The 13684-nt window shown below is 58.1% G+C and carries 17 protein-coding genes and 1 pseudogene; 11 read left to right on the forward strand and 7 right to left on the reverse strand.

The window, feature by feature from the left end; all coding sequences use genetic code 11:
- Positions 1–23: 23 nt before the first annotated feature.
- The 5 genes and pseudogenes from AC2GXZ_RS22950 to AC2GXZ_RS22970 all read left to right on the forward strand — a co-directional run bounded on the left by AC2GXZ_RS22950 (position 24) and on the right by AC2GXZ_RS22970 (position 3328).
- Positions 24–587 carry a MarR family winged helix-turn-helix transcriptional regulator gene (locus AC2GXZ_RS22950; RefSeq protein WP_483761525.1) on the forward strand — a complete coding sequence of 188 codons (564 nt, stop codon included), beginning with the start codon at positions 24–26 and terminating at the stop codon, positions 585–587.
- Positions 584–2188 (forward strand): ABC transporter substrate-binding protein, encoded by a 1605-nt coding sequence (locus tag AC2GXZ_RS22955; protein ID WP_483761526.1) that lies wholly within the window; start codon positions 584–586, stop codon positions 2186–2188. The genes AC2GXZ_RS22950 and AC2GXZ_RS22955 overlap by 4 nt, the downstream gene beginning before the upstream one ends.
- Before the next feature lie 58 nt (positions 2189–2246).
- Positions 2247–2456, forward strand: a pseudogene (locus tag AC2GXZ_RS22960) (hypothetical protein); the annotation flags it as partial.
- Positions 2416–2709 carry a type II toxin-antitoxin system RelE/ParE family toxin gene (locus AC2GXZ_RS22965; RefSeq protein WP_483761527.1) on the forward strand — a complete coding sequence of 98 codons (294 nt, stop codon included), beginning with the start codon at positions 2416–2418 and terminating at the stop codon, positions 2707–2709. The pseudogene AC2GXZ_RS22960 and the gene AC2GXZ_RS22965, both read left to right, overlap by 41 nt.
- A gap of 130 nt (positions 2710–2839) precedes the next feature.
- The gene (locus tag AC2GXZ_RS22970; RefSeq protein WP_483761528.1) at positions 2840–3328 is read left to right on the forward strand and encodes an RrF2 family transcriptional regulator; all 489 of its coding nucleotides are present in this window, start codon (positions 2840–2842) and stop codon (positions 3326–3328) included.
- 2 nt (positions 3329–3330) lie between these two features.
- Here the strand turns inward: AC2GXZ_RS22970 and AC2GXZ_RS22975 are convergent, their stop codons facing one another.
- The 4 genes from AC2GXZ_RS22975 to AC2GXZ_RS22990 form a co-directional block, all read right to left on the reverse strand.
- Positions 3331–4329 (reverse strand): mechanosensitive ion channel family protein, encoded by a 999-nt coding sequence (locus AC2GXZ_RS22975; RefSeq protein ID WP_483761529.1) that lies wholly within the window; start codon positions 4327–4329, stop codon positions 3331–3333.
- Between the two features lie 66 nt (positions 4330–4395).
- Positions 4396–4818 (reverse strand): cupin domain-containing protein, encoded by a 423-nt coding sequence (locus AC2GXZ_RS22980; protein ID WP_483761530.1) that lies wholly within the window; start codon positions 4816–4818, stop codon positions 4396–4398.
- A gap of 37 nt (positions 4819–4855) precedes the next feature.
- Positions 4856–5608, reverse strand: a complete 753-nt coding sequence (locus AC2GXZ_RS22985; protein WP_483761531.1) for an SDR family oxidoreductase — start codon at positions 5606–5608, stop codon at positions 4856–4858.
- Positions 5609–5674: 66 nt separating this feature from the next.
- Positions 5675–6154 carry a carboxymuconolactone decarboxylase family protein gene (locus AC2GXZ_RS22990; protein WP_483761532.1) on the reverse strand — a complete coding sequence of 160 codons (480 nt, stop codon included), beginning with the start codon at positions 6152–6154 and terminating at the stop codon, positions 5675–5677.
- Positions 6155–6287: 133 nt separating this feature from the next.
- On the opposite strand from AC2GXZ_RS22990, the gene AC2GXZ_RS22995 reads away from it, so the two are divergent.
- Complete coding sequence (locus AC2GXZ_RS22995) at positions 6288–7196, forward strand: LysR family transcriptional regulator (RefSeq protein ID WP_483761533.1); 909 nt, start codon at positions 6288–6290, stop codon at positions 7194–7196.
- A gap of 69 nt (positions 7197–7265) precedes the next feature.
- Here AC2GXZ_RS22995 and AC2GXZ_RS23000 read toward each other — a convergent pair whose 3' ends face one another.
- A complete protein-coding gene (locus AC2GXZ_RS23000; RefSeq protein ID WP_483761534.1) occupies positions 7266–7601 on the reverse strand; it encodes a hypothetical protein in 336 nt (111 codons plus the stop codon).
- A gap of 101 nt (positions 7602–7702) precedes the next feature.
- Between AC2GXZ_RS23000 and AC2GXZ_RS23005 the strand changes: the two genes are divergently transcribed.
- The 5 genes from AC2GXZ_RS23005 to AC2GXZ_RS23025 all read left to right on the forward strand — a co-directional run bounded on the left by AC2GXZ_RS23005 (position 7703) and on the right by AC2GXZ_RS23025 (position 12233).
- Positions 7703–8143, forward strand: coding sequence for a LysR substrate-binding domain-containing protein (locus AC2GXZ_RS23005; protein WP_483761535.1), 441 nt, complete (start codon positions 7703–7705; stop codon positions 8141–8143).
- A 439-nt stretch (positions 8144–8582) separates the two neighbouring features.
- Positions 8583–9149, forward strand: coding sequence for a hypothetical protein (locus tag AC2GXZ_RS23010; RefSeq protein WP_483761536.1), 567 nt, complete (start codon positions 8583–8585; stop codon positions 9147–9149).
- 35 nt (positions 9150–9184) lie between these two features.
- Positions 9185–10291 carry an alpha/beta hydrolase gene (locus AC2GXZ_RS23015; RefSeq protein WP_483761537.1) on the forward strand — a complete coding sequence of 369 codons (1107 nt, stop codon included), beginning with the start codon at positions 9185–9187 and terminating at the stop codon, positions 10289–10291.
- Positions 10292–10472: 181 nt separating this feature from the next.
- Positions 10473–11636 (forward strand): zinc-dependent alcohol dehydrogenase, encoded by a 1164-nt coding sequence (locus AC2GXZ_RS23020; RefSeq protein WP_483761538.1) that lies wholly within the window; start codon positions 10473–10475, stop codon positions 11634–11636.
- Positions 11637–11774: 138 nt separating this feature from the next.
- Positions 11775–12233, forward strand: a complete 459-nt coding sequence (locus AC2GXZ_RS23025; protein ID WP_483761539.1) for a GFA family protein — start codon at positions 11775–11777, stop codon at positions 12231–12233.
- Between the two features lie 112 nt (positions 12234–12345).
- Here the strand turns inward: AC2GXZ_RS23025 and AC2GXZ_RS23030 are convergent, their stop codons facing one another.
- Positions 12346–12756 (reverse strand): TIGR02588 family protein, encoded by a 411-nt coding sequence (locus AC2GXZ_RS23030; protein WP_483761540.1) that lies wholly within the window; start codon positions 12754–12756, stop codon positions 12346–12348.
- 7 nt (positions 12757–12763) lie between these two features.
- Positions 12764–13633, reverse strand: coding sequence for a TIGR02587 family membrane protein (locus tag AC2GXZ_RS23035; protein ID WP_483761541.1), 870 nt, complete (start codon positions 13631–13633; stop codon positions 12764–12766).
- Positions 13634–13684: the final 51 nt, after the last annotated feature.

A 13684-nucleotide genomic window follows, 5' to 3' on the forward strand; every position in this document is an offset into this window, starting at 1 on the left:
CTTGGACGCTAGAGGCGGGAATTGTGGTAGAGACTTCGGAGCAAGAGCTGTTTGGTTTGTTGCAGGACGGAGGCAGGATCGCCGCCGGCAATCGCCATGTCGAAGACCTCGTCTCGATCAAACTCTGGCAAAATCCGTGCTGGTTGTCCTTCCGGATCAACTTCCTGGCGTTGCAGTTTAACGAGCCGATCTACCGCCTGCTCGAAAAGGAACATGGGGTAACGCGGCCCGAGGTCGTGGTGCTGTATTCGCTCGGCCTTTCCGACGGGCTGACAGCGAGCGCCATCTGCAGTTCCTCCGGCTTTCCGAAAAACACCATCAGTCGCGCAATTCAAAAACTGGTCGACAAGAACATCATCCGTCGAGAGGTCGATCAGGCGGATCTGAGAAGTTTCGTCTTGTACATTACCAAGGAAGGCAGACGTATCGTCGACCAGGCCATGCAGCCGATGGTCGAGCGCGAGAGCGCCATGGTGTCGGCGCTGACACCTGCCGAGCGGCTGATGCTCTCCGAACTGCTTGCCAAGGTCGTCGTGGACGCACCCAACTGGCCTACAATCACAACCATAGAGGAGAATGACGAATGAGTGCTTTGACCCATTTGCGTACTGCTGCCCACACTGTCGCCCTGGCTGCCTTCCTACTTGGCGGCGTGTCGAGCGCAGCTTTTGCGGCAGACCTGACGATCGGCGTACGCGCCGGCCCGCTGTCCATCGATCCCGACTTCACCGCTGCCGGCACGCATGCCGAGGCGGTCAAGCACATCTTCGACTCGCTGGTGAAATCCGGCAACAATCTCGAACTGGAGCCTGGCTTGGCGACCAGCTGGAACGCGGTCGACGATACGACTTGGGAATTCAAACTCCGTCCGGGCGTCAAGTTTCATGACGGATCCGACTTCACCGCCGAAGACGTGAAATTCTCGATCGAGCGCATTCCGCACGTTGCCGGCCCTAACCCGACGACCATCTATGTTCGCCGCGTCAAAGGCATCGAAATCGTGGATCCGCTGACGATCCGCATCAAGACGGATGGTCCCGCGCCGGCCCTGCCGAACGATTTCATCCGTCTCTTCATTGTCTCGCACATCGCGGCCAAGGACTATTCGGACACTCCCGAAAAGGCTTCGGAAGGCTTCAATTCAGGCAAGGCGGCAATCGGTACCGGCCCGTATAAGTTCGTGTCGTGGACGCCGAAGGAACAGCTCGTCCTGCAGAGCTTTGACGGATACTGGGGCGGCAAGGAGCCGTGGGACAAGGTGATCCGCAAGGAAATCCCCAATGACGCTGCCCGCGTTGCCCAACTGAAGGCCGGCCAAGTCGATATCATCGCCCGCATTCCGGCTTCGGACGTGCCGACGCTCGAGAAGGATTCGAAACTTACTGTCTTGCGCCAGAACAGCGTTTACCTGTTCAACATCTCCTTCGATTTCCGTGACAAGCCACCGCAGGTAACTGCAAAGGACGGCTCGCCGCTTCCCAAGAACCCCTTTCAGGATCCGCGCGTCCGCGAAGCCTTCGATCTGGCAATCGACCGCGAAACGATCACCGAAATCGCCATGGAAGGCCTCGGTACGCCGCAGTCGCAGCTCGTGACGCCGAACATCTTTGGTTACAACCCGGATGTAAAGCTGCCGAAACCGGATATCGAGAAGGCCAAGAAGCTGCTCGCCGATGCCGGTTATCCGAACGGTTTCAAGGTCGTCTTCAGCTTCACCAACGACCGCCTGCCGGGCGACAAGGAAACCGGAACGACGATCGCTCAGATGCTGACGGCAATCGGCATTCAGGTGGAAGCGAATGCCCAGCCGGGCGCCGTCTTCTTCCCGGCCAATACCCGCGGCGACTATTCGTTCACGATGTCGGGCTGGGGTACGCTCACGGGTGAATCCAACTACACCTTGTCTTCGCTGGTCCATTCCAACGAGCCGGCCAAGAAGCTCGGCAGCTTCAATATCCGCAACTACGCCAACCCGGAACTCGACAAGCTGATCGAGAACGCCGGCGTGGAAATGGATGTCAAGAAGCGTGAGCAGTATCTGAAGGATGCGAACGCGCTGGTCGCTACCGATCGTCCGAACCTTGCCGTGGCGTCGGTCGTATCGGCCTGGGGCATGAAGAAGACGATCACCATCACGCCGCGTTCCGACGAGGATACGCTTGCCGTGAACATCCGCCCTGCGAAATAATCTCTCCCAAACCGGAGCGATTTGACCGGGCCTCGTGCCCGGTCTCTTTTTTACGAGCGCTCTGCCTCTTGAGCTTCTATCCGGCAGTGAGGCCCATGACACCTGGTTTCGGACCAAGGTGCTCGAAGCGTTAAACGATACGCGACCGGATTTATCGGACGAAGAGGCCGAGGCGCACTTTGCCAAACGTCGAGCGGCGGCCCGCCTTAAAGCGGTGTGCCAGAGTCGTGAAACTTACTTGGTCTGCTTTTGCGTTATCGGATCGTGACGCCATCTTCACATACATCGAGGCAGATAATCCCGCAGCTGCCGTCCTGATCGATGAACGGATAGCCGCTGCCGCACGTCGCGTGCTCGATTTTCCTTCAAGTGGTCGCGTGGGTCGAATTGCCGGGACACGCGAACTCGTCATCAATGGCACACCTTATGTCGCCGCCTACGCCATTGCCGAGACGACAGTTCGAATTCTTCGCGCACTCCACGGCGCGCAAGAATGGCCAGAAAATCTGCCGCTAAGGTGATCGACCATGTTCGTGTGGGGGCCGACAGTTCGATCCCCATCGAGACCGGGTAAAACAAAGCAAGTGTTCGCATTTACAGCGGCATGGAATAGGGATATCATTTATCCGTAATTCGTTCCCGGGCATTCGCATGATCCTTAAAAGCCAAGTGGAATGGGCGTTACACTGTTGCGCCATTCTCTCGGGCCTCCCCGAAGGCCGATACCTGTCAACCAAAGCGCTCGCCGAGCTGCATGGGCTGCCGAAGGAATATCTGTCGAAAGCTCTGCAGAGCTTGTCGCAGGCAGGTCTTGTTCACACCACGCTTGGCCCATCCGGCGGATACCGTCTTGCCAAGGCCGCGAATGAGCTAACCTTCCTCGACGTGGTTGAGGCTGTGGAGGGCAGTGGTCGGACGTTTGTCTGCCAGAACATCCGGGCCAACAATCCATGCCGTCCGAAAGGATATTGCGAGAGTGGACCCTGCGCCATCGCTCGTATCATGTGGGAGGCCGACGATGCCTGGCGCTCCGCTCTTCGAAAAGTGACGTTCGCGGATCTTGGCGCGATCCTTCATCGGGAGATTAGCCCGGAGATCTGGTCCGGCACCTTCGAATGGGTTCTCAAACGTGCCGGATAAGCTCAGGCCGAAACCTTTTTCCCCGGCGAATTTCCGGCAATCCCGAGGTAAGTCTGTGCCGGCATCGCCAATGACAGGCCGTGAGTTGCACAGCGCTGATGGACCGTATCTATGACCTCGTTGCGCGCCGGCGTCCGGGCTGCAGGGGCCGTGACCCGAAACTGAAGCTCCACATCGATTGCGATCGCGTCGATGCCTTTAAGTGCGACGACCGGAGCCGGTGACTGGACAATGCACTGACACGTCTGCAACGCGGACTTCAGGATTGCCTCGACCTCGGTCGGTCGACTGTCGGACGTGATACGGATCGGCAGGAAAACGAAATGGCTCTCGTCAGGTCTGGTCATGTTGGTCAGGCCGATTTTGGCGAGCGTGCTGTTGGGAAGCACGACGAGATTGTTGGCGGGCGTCAGCACCTGCGTCGAACGCCAGTTGTTCTGAACGACACGCCCTTCGGTGCCATCGGCCAGCTGAATCCAGTCCCCGATCGAAAAAGGCCGCCCGAGCGTCAGCGCGATCCCCGAAAACAGGTCGCCAAGCGTGTTCTGCAGCGCCAGACCCAGAATGATCGCCACGACACCGGATGTGGCAACCAGGGTGCCGATCGGGGCGCCGAATACAAAGCCAACAATCGACAAGGTAACCCCGAGATAGACCCCGGCCACGATGAGGTCCTGGATCAGCCGCGCTTCCTGCGGGCGGCGATCGAGGACGATGTAAAGGCGGATAAAGCCAATCGTCGCCCAGGCAAGATGAACCCACCACAGGACGCGGGCCGCAGTGCCCATATAGACCGCGAACCCATCGGTTTCTCCGGTGATTACGCGGTGTGGCGGGATGCCGGTCACAATCAGCGCTGTCGTCATGGAGGCGAAGAACAGGATCTGGACGATCAGGCGGGCCGTTGGCCTCTGCTGTCCCTGTAAATGCCACACGAGAATCCCAAGCACGCCGAGGACATCGACGGTCAGGAAGGCTGGCATCAGCGAAGTGTAGGCCATTGCGGGTCCCTTGCCTTGAAAAGAAGAGGGACCGGGGCTGCTTTAGCACCCGGTCCCTGACTGGTTTCACTTCTTTATCGGATAGGTCAGCTCCGTTTGGGTGGTATCGACCACGAAGACGGCGAGAAGCTTGGCGGGCTTCGTGTCGCTCCCGTTCTTACTGACCCCGTGGCGGTCGCTCGGATATTCCGAAAAGCTCTCGCCTGCCTTGTATTCCTTCACCGGTCCTTCGTTGACCTGGCTCAAAACGGAGCCTTCCAGCACGGTGGCGTAGATGAAGGCCGAATCCGGGTGGGTATGCGCATCGGAGAAGCCGCCCGGGCCGTATTCGACGAGGACGCCCTTCATGCTCTTGCCGGGCACATTCGGCAATTCGTGTTCGTAGACGAGTGTCACCTTCGATGCGGAACCGCCCGAGGTGTCGTGAGCCCCGGCCGTGCCGGCAACCAGAAAGAATGCGGCGAAGGCCGCAAGGCTGAGCTTGATCATTATCGTGTCCTTTCCGAACTTGCAGGATTTGGCTGCCTTAGCGGCGCGGCGCCGTTGCCAACCATTGGTCAAAGCCGATCTTGCCGAGCGTGGGATCCTTGTCGGTGACCAGCGATCCATCCTCGAGATGTGCCCCGAAATATTTCGCTTCGGGATCGGCAATGACCTGGCGGCTGTCTCCGATCAATTCCAGATAGCGGGCGACGAGTTCGTTGAGACGAAGGCGATCCGGGCCGGCGATTTCGACAATCCCGGCGGCCGGTGCGCCAAGCGCAACATCCGCCATCGCATCAGCGACATCATCGGAGGCGATCGGCTGAACGAAGGCGGGCGACAGGTGGACCTTGTCTCCGACCATGCTCGATTGAGCGATACCGCCGACGAATTCCATGAACTGCGTGGAATGGACGATCGTGAAGGGAATATCGCTTTCCCTGATCAGCTTCTCCTGAGCGAGCTTTGCCCGGAAGTAGCCGCTCTCCTGCAAGCGCTCGGTCCCGACGACGGAAAGCGCGACATGATGTTTGACGCCGGCGACCTTTTCCGCTGTCAGGAGATTGCGGCCAGAAGTCTCGAAAAACTCCATGACCGCTTTGTCTTCAAAGGATGGCGAGTTTGCAAGGTCGAGTACGACATCGGTGCCTTGCAGCGCGTCAGTAAGGCCTTCGCCGGTGATAGTATTGACGCCCGTGTTCGGAGAGGCGGCGATCACCTCATGGCCCCTGGCGCGAAGGCGCTCGGTCGTTTTGGATCCGATAAGTCCGGTTCCGCCGATGATGACGATCTTCATGTCTGTTCTCCTTTGAGAAATGCGTGCCGAATGGATTTGAATTGGCGTATGCCGTCAAAACGCCGCTCAGCTGAGGCCGGCTTTTTCCAGGCCGTAGAGCTTGTCGGCCGAGCCGGGCACGGCCTTGAACGCGATGCTGACGCGATTCCACGCGTTGATGGTCATGATCGAGAAAGTCAGATCGGAGACTTCCTTCTCCGAAAGCTGACCGCGAACGCGCTCGTAAAGCTCGTCGGAAATGCCGCCTTCAGCAAGTTTGGTGACGGCTTCGGTCCAGGCAAGAGCGGCGCGCTCGCGCGGGGCGAACAGGTTCGATTCCCGCCAGATGGCGACATGGTAAAGGCGAAGCTCGCTCTCTCCATGGATCTTGGCTTCCTTGACATGCATGTCGAGGCAGAAGCCGCAGCCGTTGATCTGAGATGCTCTGATGTTCACCAGATCCCGGACCGACTGCTCGATGACGCTGTCCTTGAGCGAAAGGCTGAGGTCGGACAACTTCTTGAAGAATTCCGGGGACTGGGCTGCATAGTTCAGGCGCTGTGTCATGGTTATCTCCATTTATTAAGGACTATAAATATCCTTATGGATATAAAATATCCGTAATAGATGGACGTGCAACCGAAACTGCTCTAAGCTGCTCGCATAAGCTTTATGCGGGGAAATATGAGGGGGATGACAGATGGATGTGGTTGCTGCCCTGCGAACCTTTCTGAGGGTTACCGAGACGGGGTCGTTTTCAAGTGCAGCGCTGGACCTCGGTTTGACGCAGCCTGCGGTGTCCCGGCAAATTTCATCGCTGGAGGCCCATTATAACACCCGGCTCCTGCATCGGAGCACCAACGGTTTGTCTCTGACAGTGGAAGGTGAGCAGATGATCCCGATGGCCCGCAAGGTTATCGACGCCATGGAGGCGCTGGGTGATGCAACGGTGGCCGAAAGCGTAACGGCGTCCGGCCGGGTAAGGATCAGCCTTCCGGCCCCGCTCGGATTGCATGTCAGTGAGCGTCTGCCTATGCTTTTAAAACTCCATCCGCGCCTGACGGTCGAAACCGTATTTCGCGAGGACCCGTCGGATCTTGTCGGCGAGGGGATAGACATCGAAGTTCGTCTCGGTGACGTTTCCGACAGCAGTCTGATCTGTCGCCGGCTTGGCTGGACCACGGCCTTCCTCGTTGCCTCGCCCTGCTATGTTGCAGAGCGAGGCCAACCTAGTGGTCCAGCCGAAATCGCACAGCACGACTGCATCTGCTACAGCCGCGGCGGTGAAACGCGTGCATGGGTATTCGCAGATGGTGCCGATCAGGTGCGGGCAGCGATTAGCCCGCGGATGGTGTTCAACAACGCGACTGCCGTCTATAGAGCTACCATCGCCGGAGGAGGGCTGGCCATCCTCTCTCATATCCTCGTGGCCGAAGACATTCTGTTGGGCAGGCTCATCAACGTTCTGTCGTGTTTGCCGCCGGCACGGCTGCCGATCACCGCAGTTTATGCTTCGCGCCGAAATCTTCCCATGCGGGTCCGCACGGTTCTCGATTTTCTTGCCGACGCAGTCAGGGAGGACACGTTAATGACTGGCGCGGCCTGCTAACGGACAGCTTTATCTGGCTTAGACCAGTCACCGAGTACCCAAATTGCTGGGTCGTCGGTTCATAGTGGTTCAAGACCAGACAAGATGGCGGCGCTTTAAACGCCGCCTCACCTGCAAAACCATATACCGCGACACAAGCCAGGAGCCGTTGCCTTCTCGGTGCATGAGAGACACTTCCTTGTTGCGTGCCGCGAGATGCAGGCCGTTGTCCGTCGAGGGCTCAGCCATCCCCGTCGATTGCGTCTGCACATAAGCCCATCCGCCGCCGAGTTGCTTGATCTCATCGACCTGGAATTTGATATCCAGCTTCACGGCCTTGAACAGCTCAGAATAGGCCAACCATACGGCCGGCTTGCCGGTGATCGGTGGTGTTTCTGGAAGGCAAGAAGACGGCATCATCGGCATAGACTTTGCCGATTGCGTCGACGTCCAGCGATCTCAGGCCGGCTGCATATTCCGCCAGCGTCTTTTCGATTGGAGGCTGCGTGCTATCGTTAGCGTGCGTCGTGCTGGCCGCAAGCGCGGTCAGAATACAGCATCCGTCCGAGCTCGCCGATCACGAGTGCCTAGTTTACGCTCATTCAGAGCTTCGGACCGACTGGACGTTCAAAGGGCCTCATGGGATGGTCATTGTCCCAATCAAGGTACGGATTGTCGCTGACCATGGAGAGCTGCTCCTATGCGCCGCACGCGCAGGTCTCGGAATTATCCTGCAGCCGCTAGAGCTTCTTGAGGGTGACCTCACACGGGGGGCGGCGGTGCGCAAATTTCCTCAAGTTTCTTTAGTATCGTCAGGACATCTCCGCTCAGCGTCGAACCGTCGATCGGCTGCCTTTTGCCAGATGACCGGATCCGGGCGAATCGATGCGAGGTCCTCCAGTAGAGGATCAAGCGGTCCTGTCTCGCCGGTTACGACGGGCTCGGTCATAGGCGGCGGTGTCCGGTGAAAGAGGGATGCTGCATCCAGGCCGGGCGCAGGCGCAGAACAGTGATGCGCTCTTTTAGTGTTAATGTATATTCATTTCTTGGTAGCTGCCCATCTCGAAGATCGATTAGAGTGCGCGCGGGCGGTTTTACGACGGGTTTTGACGGTGCCAAGTCCCTTGTCATAGAGATCTGGTCTTAGAGAGAAAAGTTTGATCGACCTCAACGCAATGCGGTCTTTGCCGAAATCTCCAGCAGCGTTTATGTCAGAAACTGAGCGTTACTTGAATGTCGCCGATAGGCATCCATCGTGAAGCAATTATCAGATGGAACTTAAACAGCAGCTTGCGGTTTAGGTGACGAGCACTCTGACAATTCCTGTCAAACCTCATCCCCTTAAAAAAACGGCTGTTTCGCTGCTGGAGAGCTGCGTCCAGAAGTTGAATCTATCGGAGCACTGATATGGAACGCCGTACAATTCTCACCGGCCTGGTGGCCGTTGTCGCAGCACCTATTGTCCTGGCGCAGACGCGTCCGGTCTTGGCTGCAACCCCGATGGCGGCAATGCCAGTCGCGTCGTTCGCGGACGTCAAGACCGCCGCGCAGTTCTATTCGACCGTCATCGGCCGTGCCGAAATCTCGCTCGCCACCTCGCAGGTCGCTTCGGATAAAGCCACCCAGAAGAATGCGCTCGAATTCGCCGGTTTCGAGCTGGGTGAAGCGATTACCGTCAACATGGTTCTCAAAGATACTGGTGCCATGGGCCCGGGCATGGATGCGGAAGCGCATGGCATGGTCGAAAAGGTGGTGTCTGCAGGAAAGGGCAAAGCTTTCGACAAGGCCTATATCGGCCTTCAGCTCGAAAATCACGAGTACCTGCGCGATCTCGCCGACGCCTTTATTCACAATTCGACGGGCGTGACAGACCCAGCCGAGGTTCAAGGGCGCCATCTGAGCATGCTGATGCTGGCCGTGTTCAAGGAACATGTCGCGATCTGCAAACGCATCACCAAAGAACTCGACGCTTAACGCGCCCGCACCCAAAAGCTTTGAAAGATTTTCACATGAAGAACTCAGTTCGTATATCCATCCTTGCCGCTCACCTGATCGCCAGCACCGCGCTTTTCGCAGTGCCAGCTGCATTTGCGCAGGAACAGCCGAAGCCCAATCCTCTGGCGGAAACGCCGGACAGCGGCACCATGAAACGGGCCGACAAGGAGGACATGGTTATCGTCCTCAAGAAGATGCAGGAACTTGGCGCAAAGCCGATCGAGTCGCGCAGCGTCGAGGAAGCCCGCACCCAGCCATCCCCGGCGGATGCGGTCAAGGCTGTCCTCAAGGACGAGGGCAAGATGGTCCCCATGCCAGCCGTCAAGAAGCAGGACATGACCTATCCGATCGAGGGCGGCACGCAGCCGGTCCGTATTTATACGCCCGAGGACGCCGGTCCCGGACCGTTGCCGGTCATCGTCTACTACCATGGCGGCGGGTGGGTGATTGCCAATATCGATACCTACGAATCCTCGGCACTCGCTTTGGCTTCGAAGGCCAAGGCAATCGTCGTCAGCGTCGAATATCGCCATGCACCGGAAGCCAAGTTCCCGGCAGCCCATGAAGATTCCTTCGCCGCCTACAAATGGGCCCTGGAAAAGGCTGCAAGTTTTGGCGGCGATCCGGCCCGTGTCGCCGTGGCCGGCGAAAGCGCCGGCGGCAATCTGGCCACCAATGTCGCGATCATGGCGCGTGATCAGAAGGTTCAGATGCCGGTGCACATGCTGCTCGTCTATCCCGTGGCCGGTACCGACATGAACACGCCCTCCTATGTCGCCAATCAGAACGCCATGCCCTTGTCCAAGGGCGCCATGGGCTGGTTCGTCGGCAAGGTGCTCGCCAAGCCAGAAGATGCCATGAGCCCGATGCTCAACCTGCCGACCAAGGCCGATCTCAAGGGCCTTCCGCCAGCAACGATCATTACCGCGGAGATCGATCCGCTGATGTCTGACGGTGTGATGCTGGCGGAAAAGCTGAAGGCAGCCGGTGTTACGACCACCTACATGAACAACGAAGGCGTGACGCACGAGTTCTTCGGCATGGATGCTGTCCTCGATGATGCGCGGCGTGCCCAGAACTTTGCCGTCAATGATCTGACAAAGGCATTCGAAAAGAAGTGATGTCTGCCAGCCGGCTCAGCGAGCCGGCTGGCGATCCAGCGGTTGATGACATCAGCCGCAATAGAAGGTCCTTAGATGCTCCGTCTTCCGGCGGTCGAATAGACGCGCCGCTCGACCCTGATCTCTTGCCACTTCGCTATCTTGATCCCTGTAACGCACAGAACATTTGGAGGAACACGACATGAAGGCTCTGACGTGGCACGGAAGCGGCGACATTCGCTGTGAGCAGGTCGATGATCCGATCATTCAGGATGATCGCGACGCCATCATTAAGGTGACAAGCTGCGCAATCTGCGGCTCCGACCTGCATCTTTACGGCGGCTTCGTTCCCGGCATGCATGCTGGGGACGTCATGGGTCACGAGACTATGGGCGAGGTCGTGGAAGTTGGCCGCGGCAATTCCAAACTCAAGATCGGCGACCGTGTCGTCGTACCCTTCACAATCTCCTGTGGCGAGTGCCGGCAGTGCAAATGGGGCCAGTTCTCTCTATGCGAACGCTCGAACCCGGCAGGTGCCGAGCAAGCAAAGCAGATCGGCTATCCGACCGCTGGCCTGTTCGGTTATTCGGAAATGTACGGCCGTTTTCCTGGCGGCCAGGCGCAATATTTGCGCGTGCCCTATGCTGATGTCGGCCCGATCGTCGTCCCGGACGGATTGACCGATGAGCAGGTCCTGTTTCTGAGCGATATTTTCCCGACCGGGTACATGGCGGCAGAAAATTGCGACATTAAGCAAGGGCAGACGGTGGCTGTGTTCGGCTGCGGTCCGGTCGGCCTGTTTGCGATCAAGTCGGCCTTCCTGCTGGGCGCCGAGCGGGTCATTGCCATCGATACCGTGCCTGAGCGATTGGCGCTTGCCAGAGCCTCCGGTGCGGAAACGCTCGATTATGCGGATGAGGATTTGCAGGAGCGGATTCTTGCCATCACCAACGGACTTGGACCGGACGCCGTCATCGAGGCGGTCGGAATGGAAAGTCATGGGGCAGGCGGCGTGATGGAAACGCTTCAAACAAAATTGACGTCGACGGAGCGGCCCTACGCACTCAGCCAGGCGATCCTCGCTTGCCGGCCGGGAGGGACCGTATCGCTTCCGGGCGTTTTCGCCGGCCCCGCTGTTCCTGCACCACTCGGGGCACTTGTCGGCAAGGGACTGACTCTTAAAACCGGTCAGACCCATGTCCAGCGATACCTGGAGCCACTCCTCGATCTGATTGTCGAAGGTAAGATAGATCCGTCTTTCCTGATCACCCACAGGATTGGACTTGAGGAAGGCCCCGAAGCCTACAAGACTTTTCGCGACAAGGAAGACGGCTGCGTGAAGGTCGTTATCCGGCCGAATGGGTAGGGGAGAGTTGGAAGGCTGCGTCCCATGTCAGTCATTGCCTATCGCGGCTTCTCTCGATTGCAGGCGCCGTTAGTCGGCGCCCACTTCGTGCTGGGATCGCGATAGAGACGCAGGTGCGACCCCTCTGGAGGCAACAGCATGCGTGTTGCGGAGTGTCGATGCGGCAGTCTCAAAGTCCACTGCGAGGGCGACCCGCTGCGGGTGTCGGTTTGCCATTGCCTGGAATGTCAGCGGCGCACTGGCAGCGCATTCGGTGTCCAGGCTCGGTTCCGCAAGGAACGCGTCACCGTTGATGGTTCTTACAGTCACTGGAAACGAACTGGCGAGAGTGGAAGGACAGCAACATATTTCTTCTGTCCCACCTGCGGCTCGACCGTTCTTTACGAGAACGAGGGCCTTCAAGATGTTGTGGCGATACCAGTCGGCGCATTCGGTGATCCGGGTTTTCCTTCACCGCAGAGGTCCATTTATGAGCGCCGGCGACACAAATGGGTGGAGGTGATCGGGACGGAAATCCAGCATCATCTCAACGATGACGTGGACGCTGGATGTGAGACACTCCAAACGTTCCACGATGCCTTCGGCGAAGACCGTTGAGCACGCGATGATCAACGGTTCCCAAGACACCGGCTCGACAAGACGATCGTTGCCCGGGTGACCGAATAGGGTATCTAACCGAAAGGCGTTACACGCTATCGGGACTGTCGGGCTACGGCTCATCAAAAGCCGTCGCTCTGACCTTTACGTCCTTCCCAACCGGATTTGCGCGGAAAATCAATCCGCCACCAACTTTTGAGTGCCCGGGAACGTAGTCCAGGACGGTTTCGGAGCTTTCCAGAACCGACTCCCGCTCTCTCAATTCACCTCGAATTTTCACCTGAGATGCCGTTGCACTGGAATCGTTCTGAATTTCGAACAGAACCTGGAACCCATCGCTGCGCTCTTCTATCTTCACGACGTTTCCATGAAGGTTGGGCGACGTGTCGCGGTCCATCAACCCGTCCTTTCCTATCCAGACGATCACGCCGAGTACGATGATTCCTGAGACGGCACCTGTCATCCATTCGATCCAGTGAGGGGCGCTGGGCTCAATGTTTTTACCGTTGGAGATTTTTGTCATCGCGGCCTCACAGGATCAGACGAGCGGCCGCCGCGCCGATGGCGCCGGGGAAGCTCAAGATGACGATGGTCATCAGGGTTTGGGTGGATCCGATGTCATCGGTTCTGTGAAACGTCCAAAGGCAATAGGCACTGATCAAACCAGCGATCAGATACCCAGGGAATGTGAACCGGACAAAGGCATGCCAACTCGGTGTGCCCTCGGCGAGATCATGGCTCCCTTTAAACGACAGGGCGTAGACAAAACCATGCATCACCGCCAGCGAGGCGGCGATGATGACGAGGGCGTGCCAAGGCGTCATCTTGTATGACAGCAGGATCATTTCTTCCGTGGGCGCGACGTTGAGGTTGAGGAACAACGCACCGACGGCCATAAGAAACAGCTCACCGGCGTAGCTCGTCTCTCTTTCGTGAACAGGGTCGTCATCACTACCTTCCCCTTTGGCACCTTCATCATCCGACTGCCCACCAAGTTGGCTTCGACCCAGCATCGCACCGATACTCGCAGGAACGGCCTGCAGTGCGATCATCCCGATAATCTCGTGCGCCGACTGGTCTTGCTTGATGACCCCCATCGCGACCAGGATCAATGTGCAGGAAACGATACCAAGAGCATAGGCAATGCTGGCATCCCGGATCGCTTGCTGCCATGTCGACGTTTTTTCGAAGCCGACCCTGTCGGAGAGAATGATCAGCAGAGGGATGTTGGCAAGGAGCAGGAAGAGGAGCCGGGTGCGGTCCATGTAGGCACCCAGCTGCCACATCTCCATCGTCATAAGCATCGGCAGCGCGAAAAGGAGGGCCCCCGCGATACCGCGCGCAATCCCGGCGAAAAATTTGCTGGTGTCAAAATCCGCCCGCGTCGTCGCGATGTTCATGCCGCGTTTCCTCTAAGCAAAGAATTCCCACCAGTTGAAAATAGAAGCAGC

This window comes from Aliirhizobium sp. YIM B11859, assembly GCF_057163345.1.

Excerpts from the sequence above, each read along its gene's own strand:
- AC2GXZ_RS22955 (WP_483761526.1), top strand. The coding sequence starts at position 584 with ATGAGTGCTTTGACCCATTTGCGTACTGCTGCCCACACTGTCGCCCTG.
- AC2GXZ_RS22970 (WP_483761528.1), top strand. The coding sequence starts at position 2,840 with ATGATCCTTAAAAGCCAAGTGGAATGGGCGTTACACTGTTGCGCCATT.
- AC2GXZ_RS22975 (WP_483761529.1), bottom strand. The coding sequence starts at position 4,329 with ATGGCCTACACTTCGCTGATGCCAGCCTTCCTGACCGTCGATGTCCTC.
- AC2GXZ_RS22980 (WP_483761530.1), bottom strand. The coding sequence starts at position 4,818 with ATGATCAAGCTCAGCCTTGCGGCCTTCGCCGCATTCTTTCTGGTTGCC.
- AC2GXZ_RS22985 (WP_483761531.1), bottom strand. The coding sequence starts at position 5,608 with ATGAAGATCGTCATCATCGGCGGAACCGGACTTATCGGATCCAAAACG.
- AC2GXZ_RS22990 (WP_483761532.1), bottom strand. The coding sequence starts at position 6,154 with ATGACACAGCGCCTGAACTATGCAGCCCAGTCCCCGGAATTCTTCAAG.
- AC2GXZ_RS22995 (WP_483761533.1), top strand. The coding sequence starts at position 6,288 with ATGGATGTGGTTGCTGCCCTGCGAACCTTTCTGAGGGTTACCGAGACG.
- AC2GXZ_RS23000 (WP_483761534.1), bottom strand. The coding sequence starts at position 7,601 with ATGCCGATGATGCCGTCTTCTTGCCTTCCAGAAACACCACCGATCACC.
- AC2GXZ_RS23010 (WP_483761536.1), top strand. The coding sequence starts at position 8,583 with ATGGAACGCCGTACAATTCTCACCGGCCTGGTGGCCGTTGTCGCAGCA.
- AC2GXZ_RS23015 (WP_483761537.1), top strand. The coding sequence starts at position 9,185 with ATGAAGAACTCAGTTCGTATATCCATCCTTGCCGCTCACCTGATCGCC.
- AC2GXZ_RS23020 (WP_483761538.1), top strand. The coding sequence starts at position 10,473 with ATGAAGGCTCTGACGTGGCACGGAAGCGGCGACATTCGCTGTGAGCAG.
- AC2GXZ_RS23025 (WP_483761539.1), top strand. The coding sequence starts at position 11,775 with ATGCGTGTTGCGGAGTGTCGATGCGGCAGTCTCAAAGTCCACTGCGAG.
- AC2GXZ_RS23030 (WP_483761540.1), bottom strand. The coding sequence starts at position 12,756 with ATGACAAAAATCTCCAACGGTAAAAACATTGAGCCCAGCGCCCCTCAC.
- AC2GXZ_RS23035 (WP_483761541.1), bottom strand. The coding sequence starts at position 13,633 with ATGAACATCGCGACGACGCGGGCGGATTTTGACACCAGCAAATTTTTC.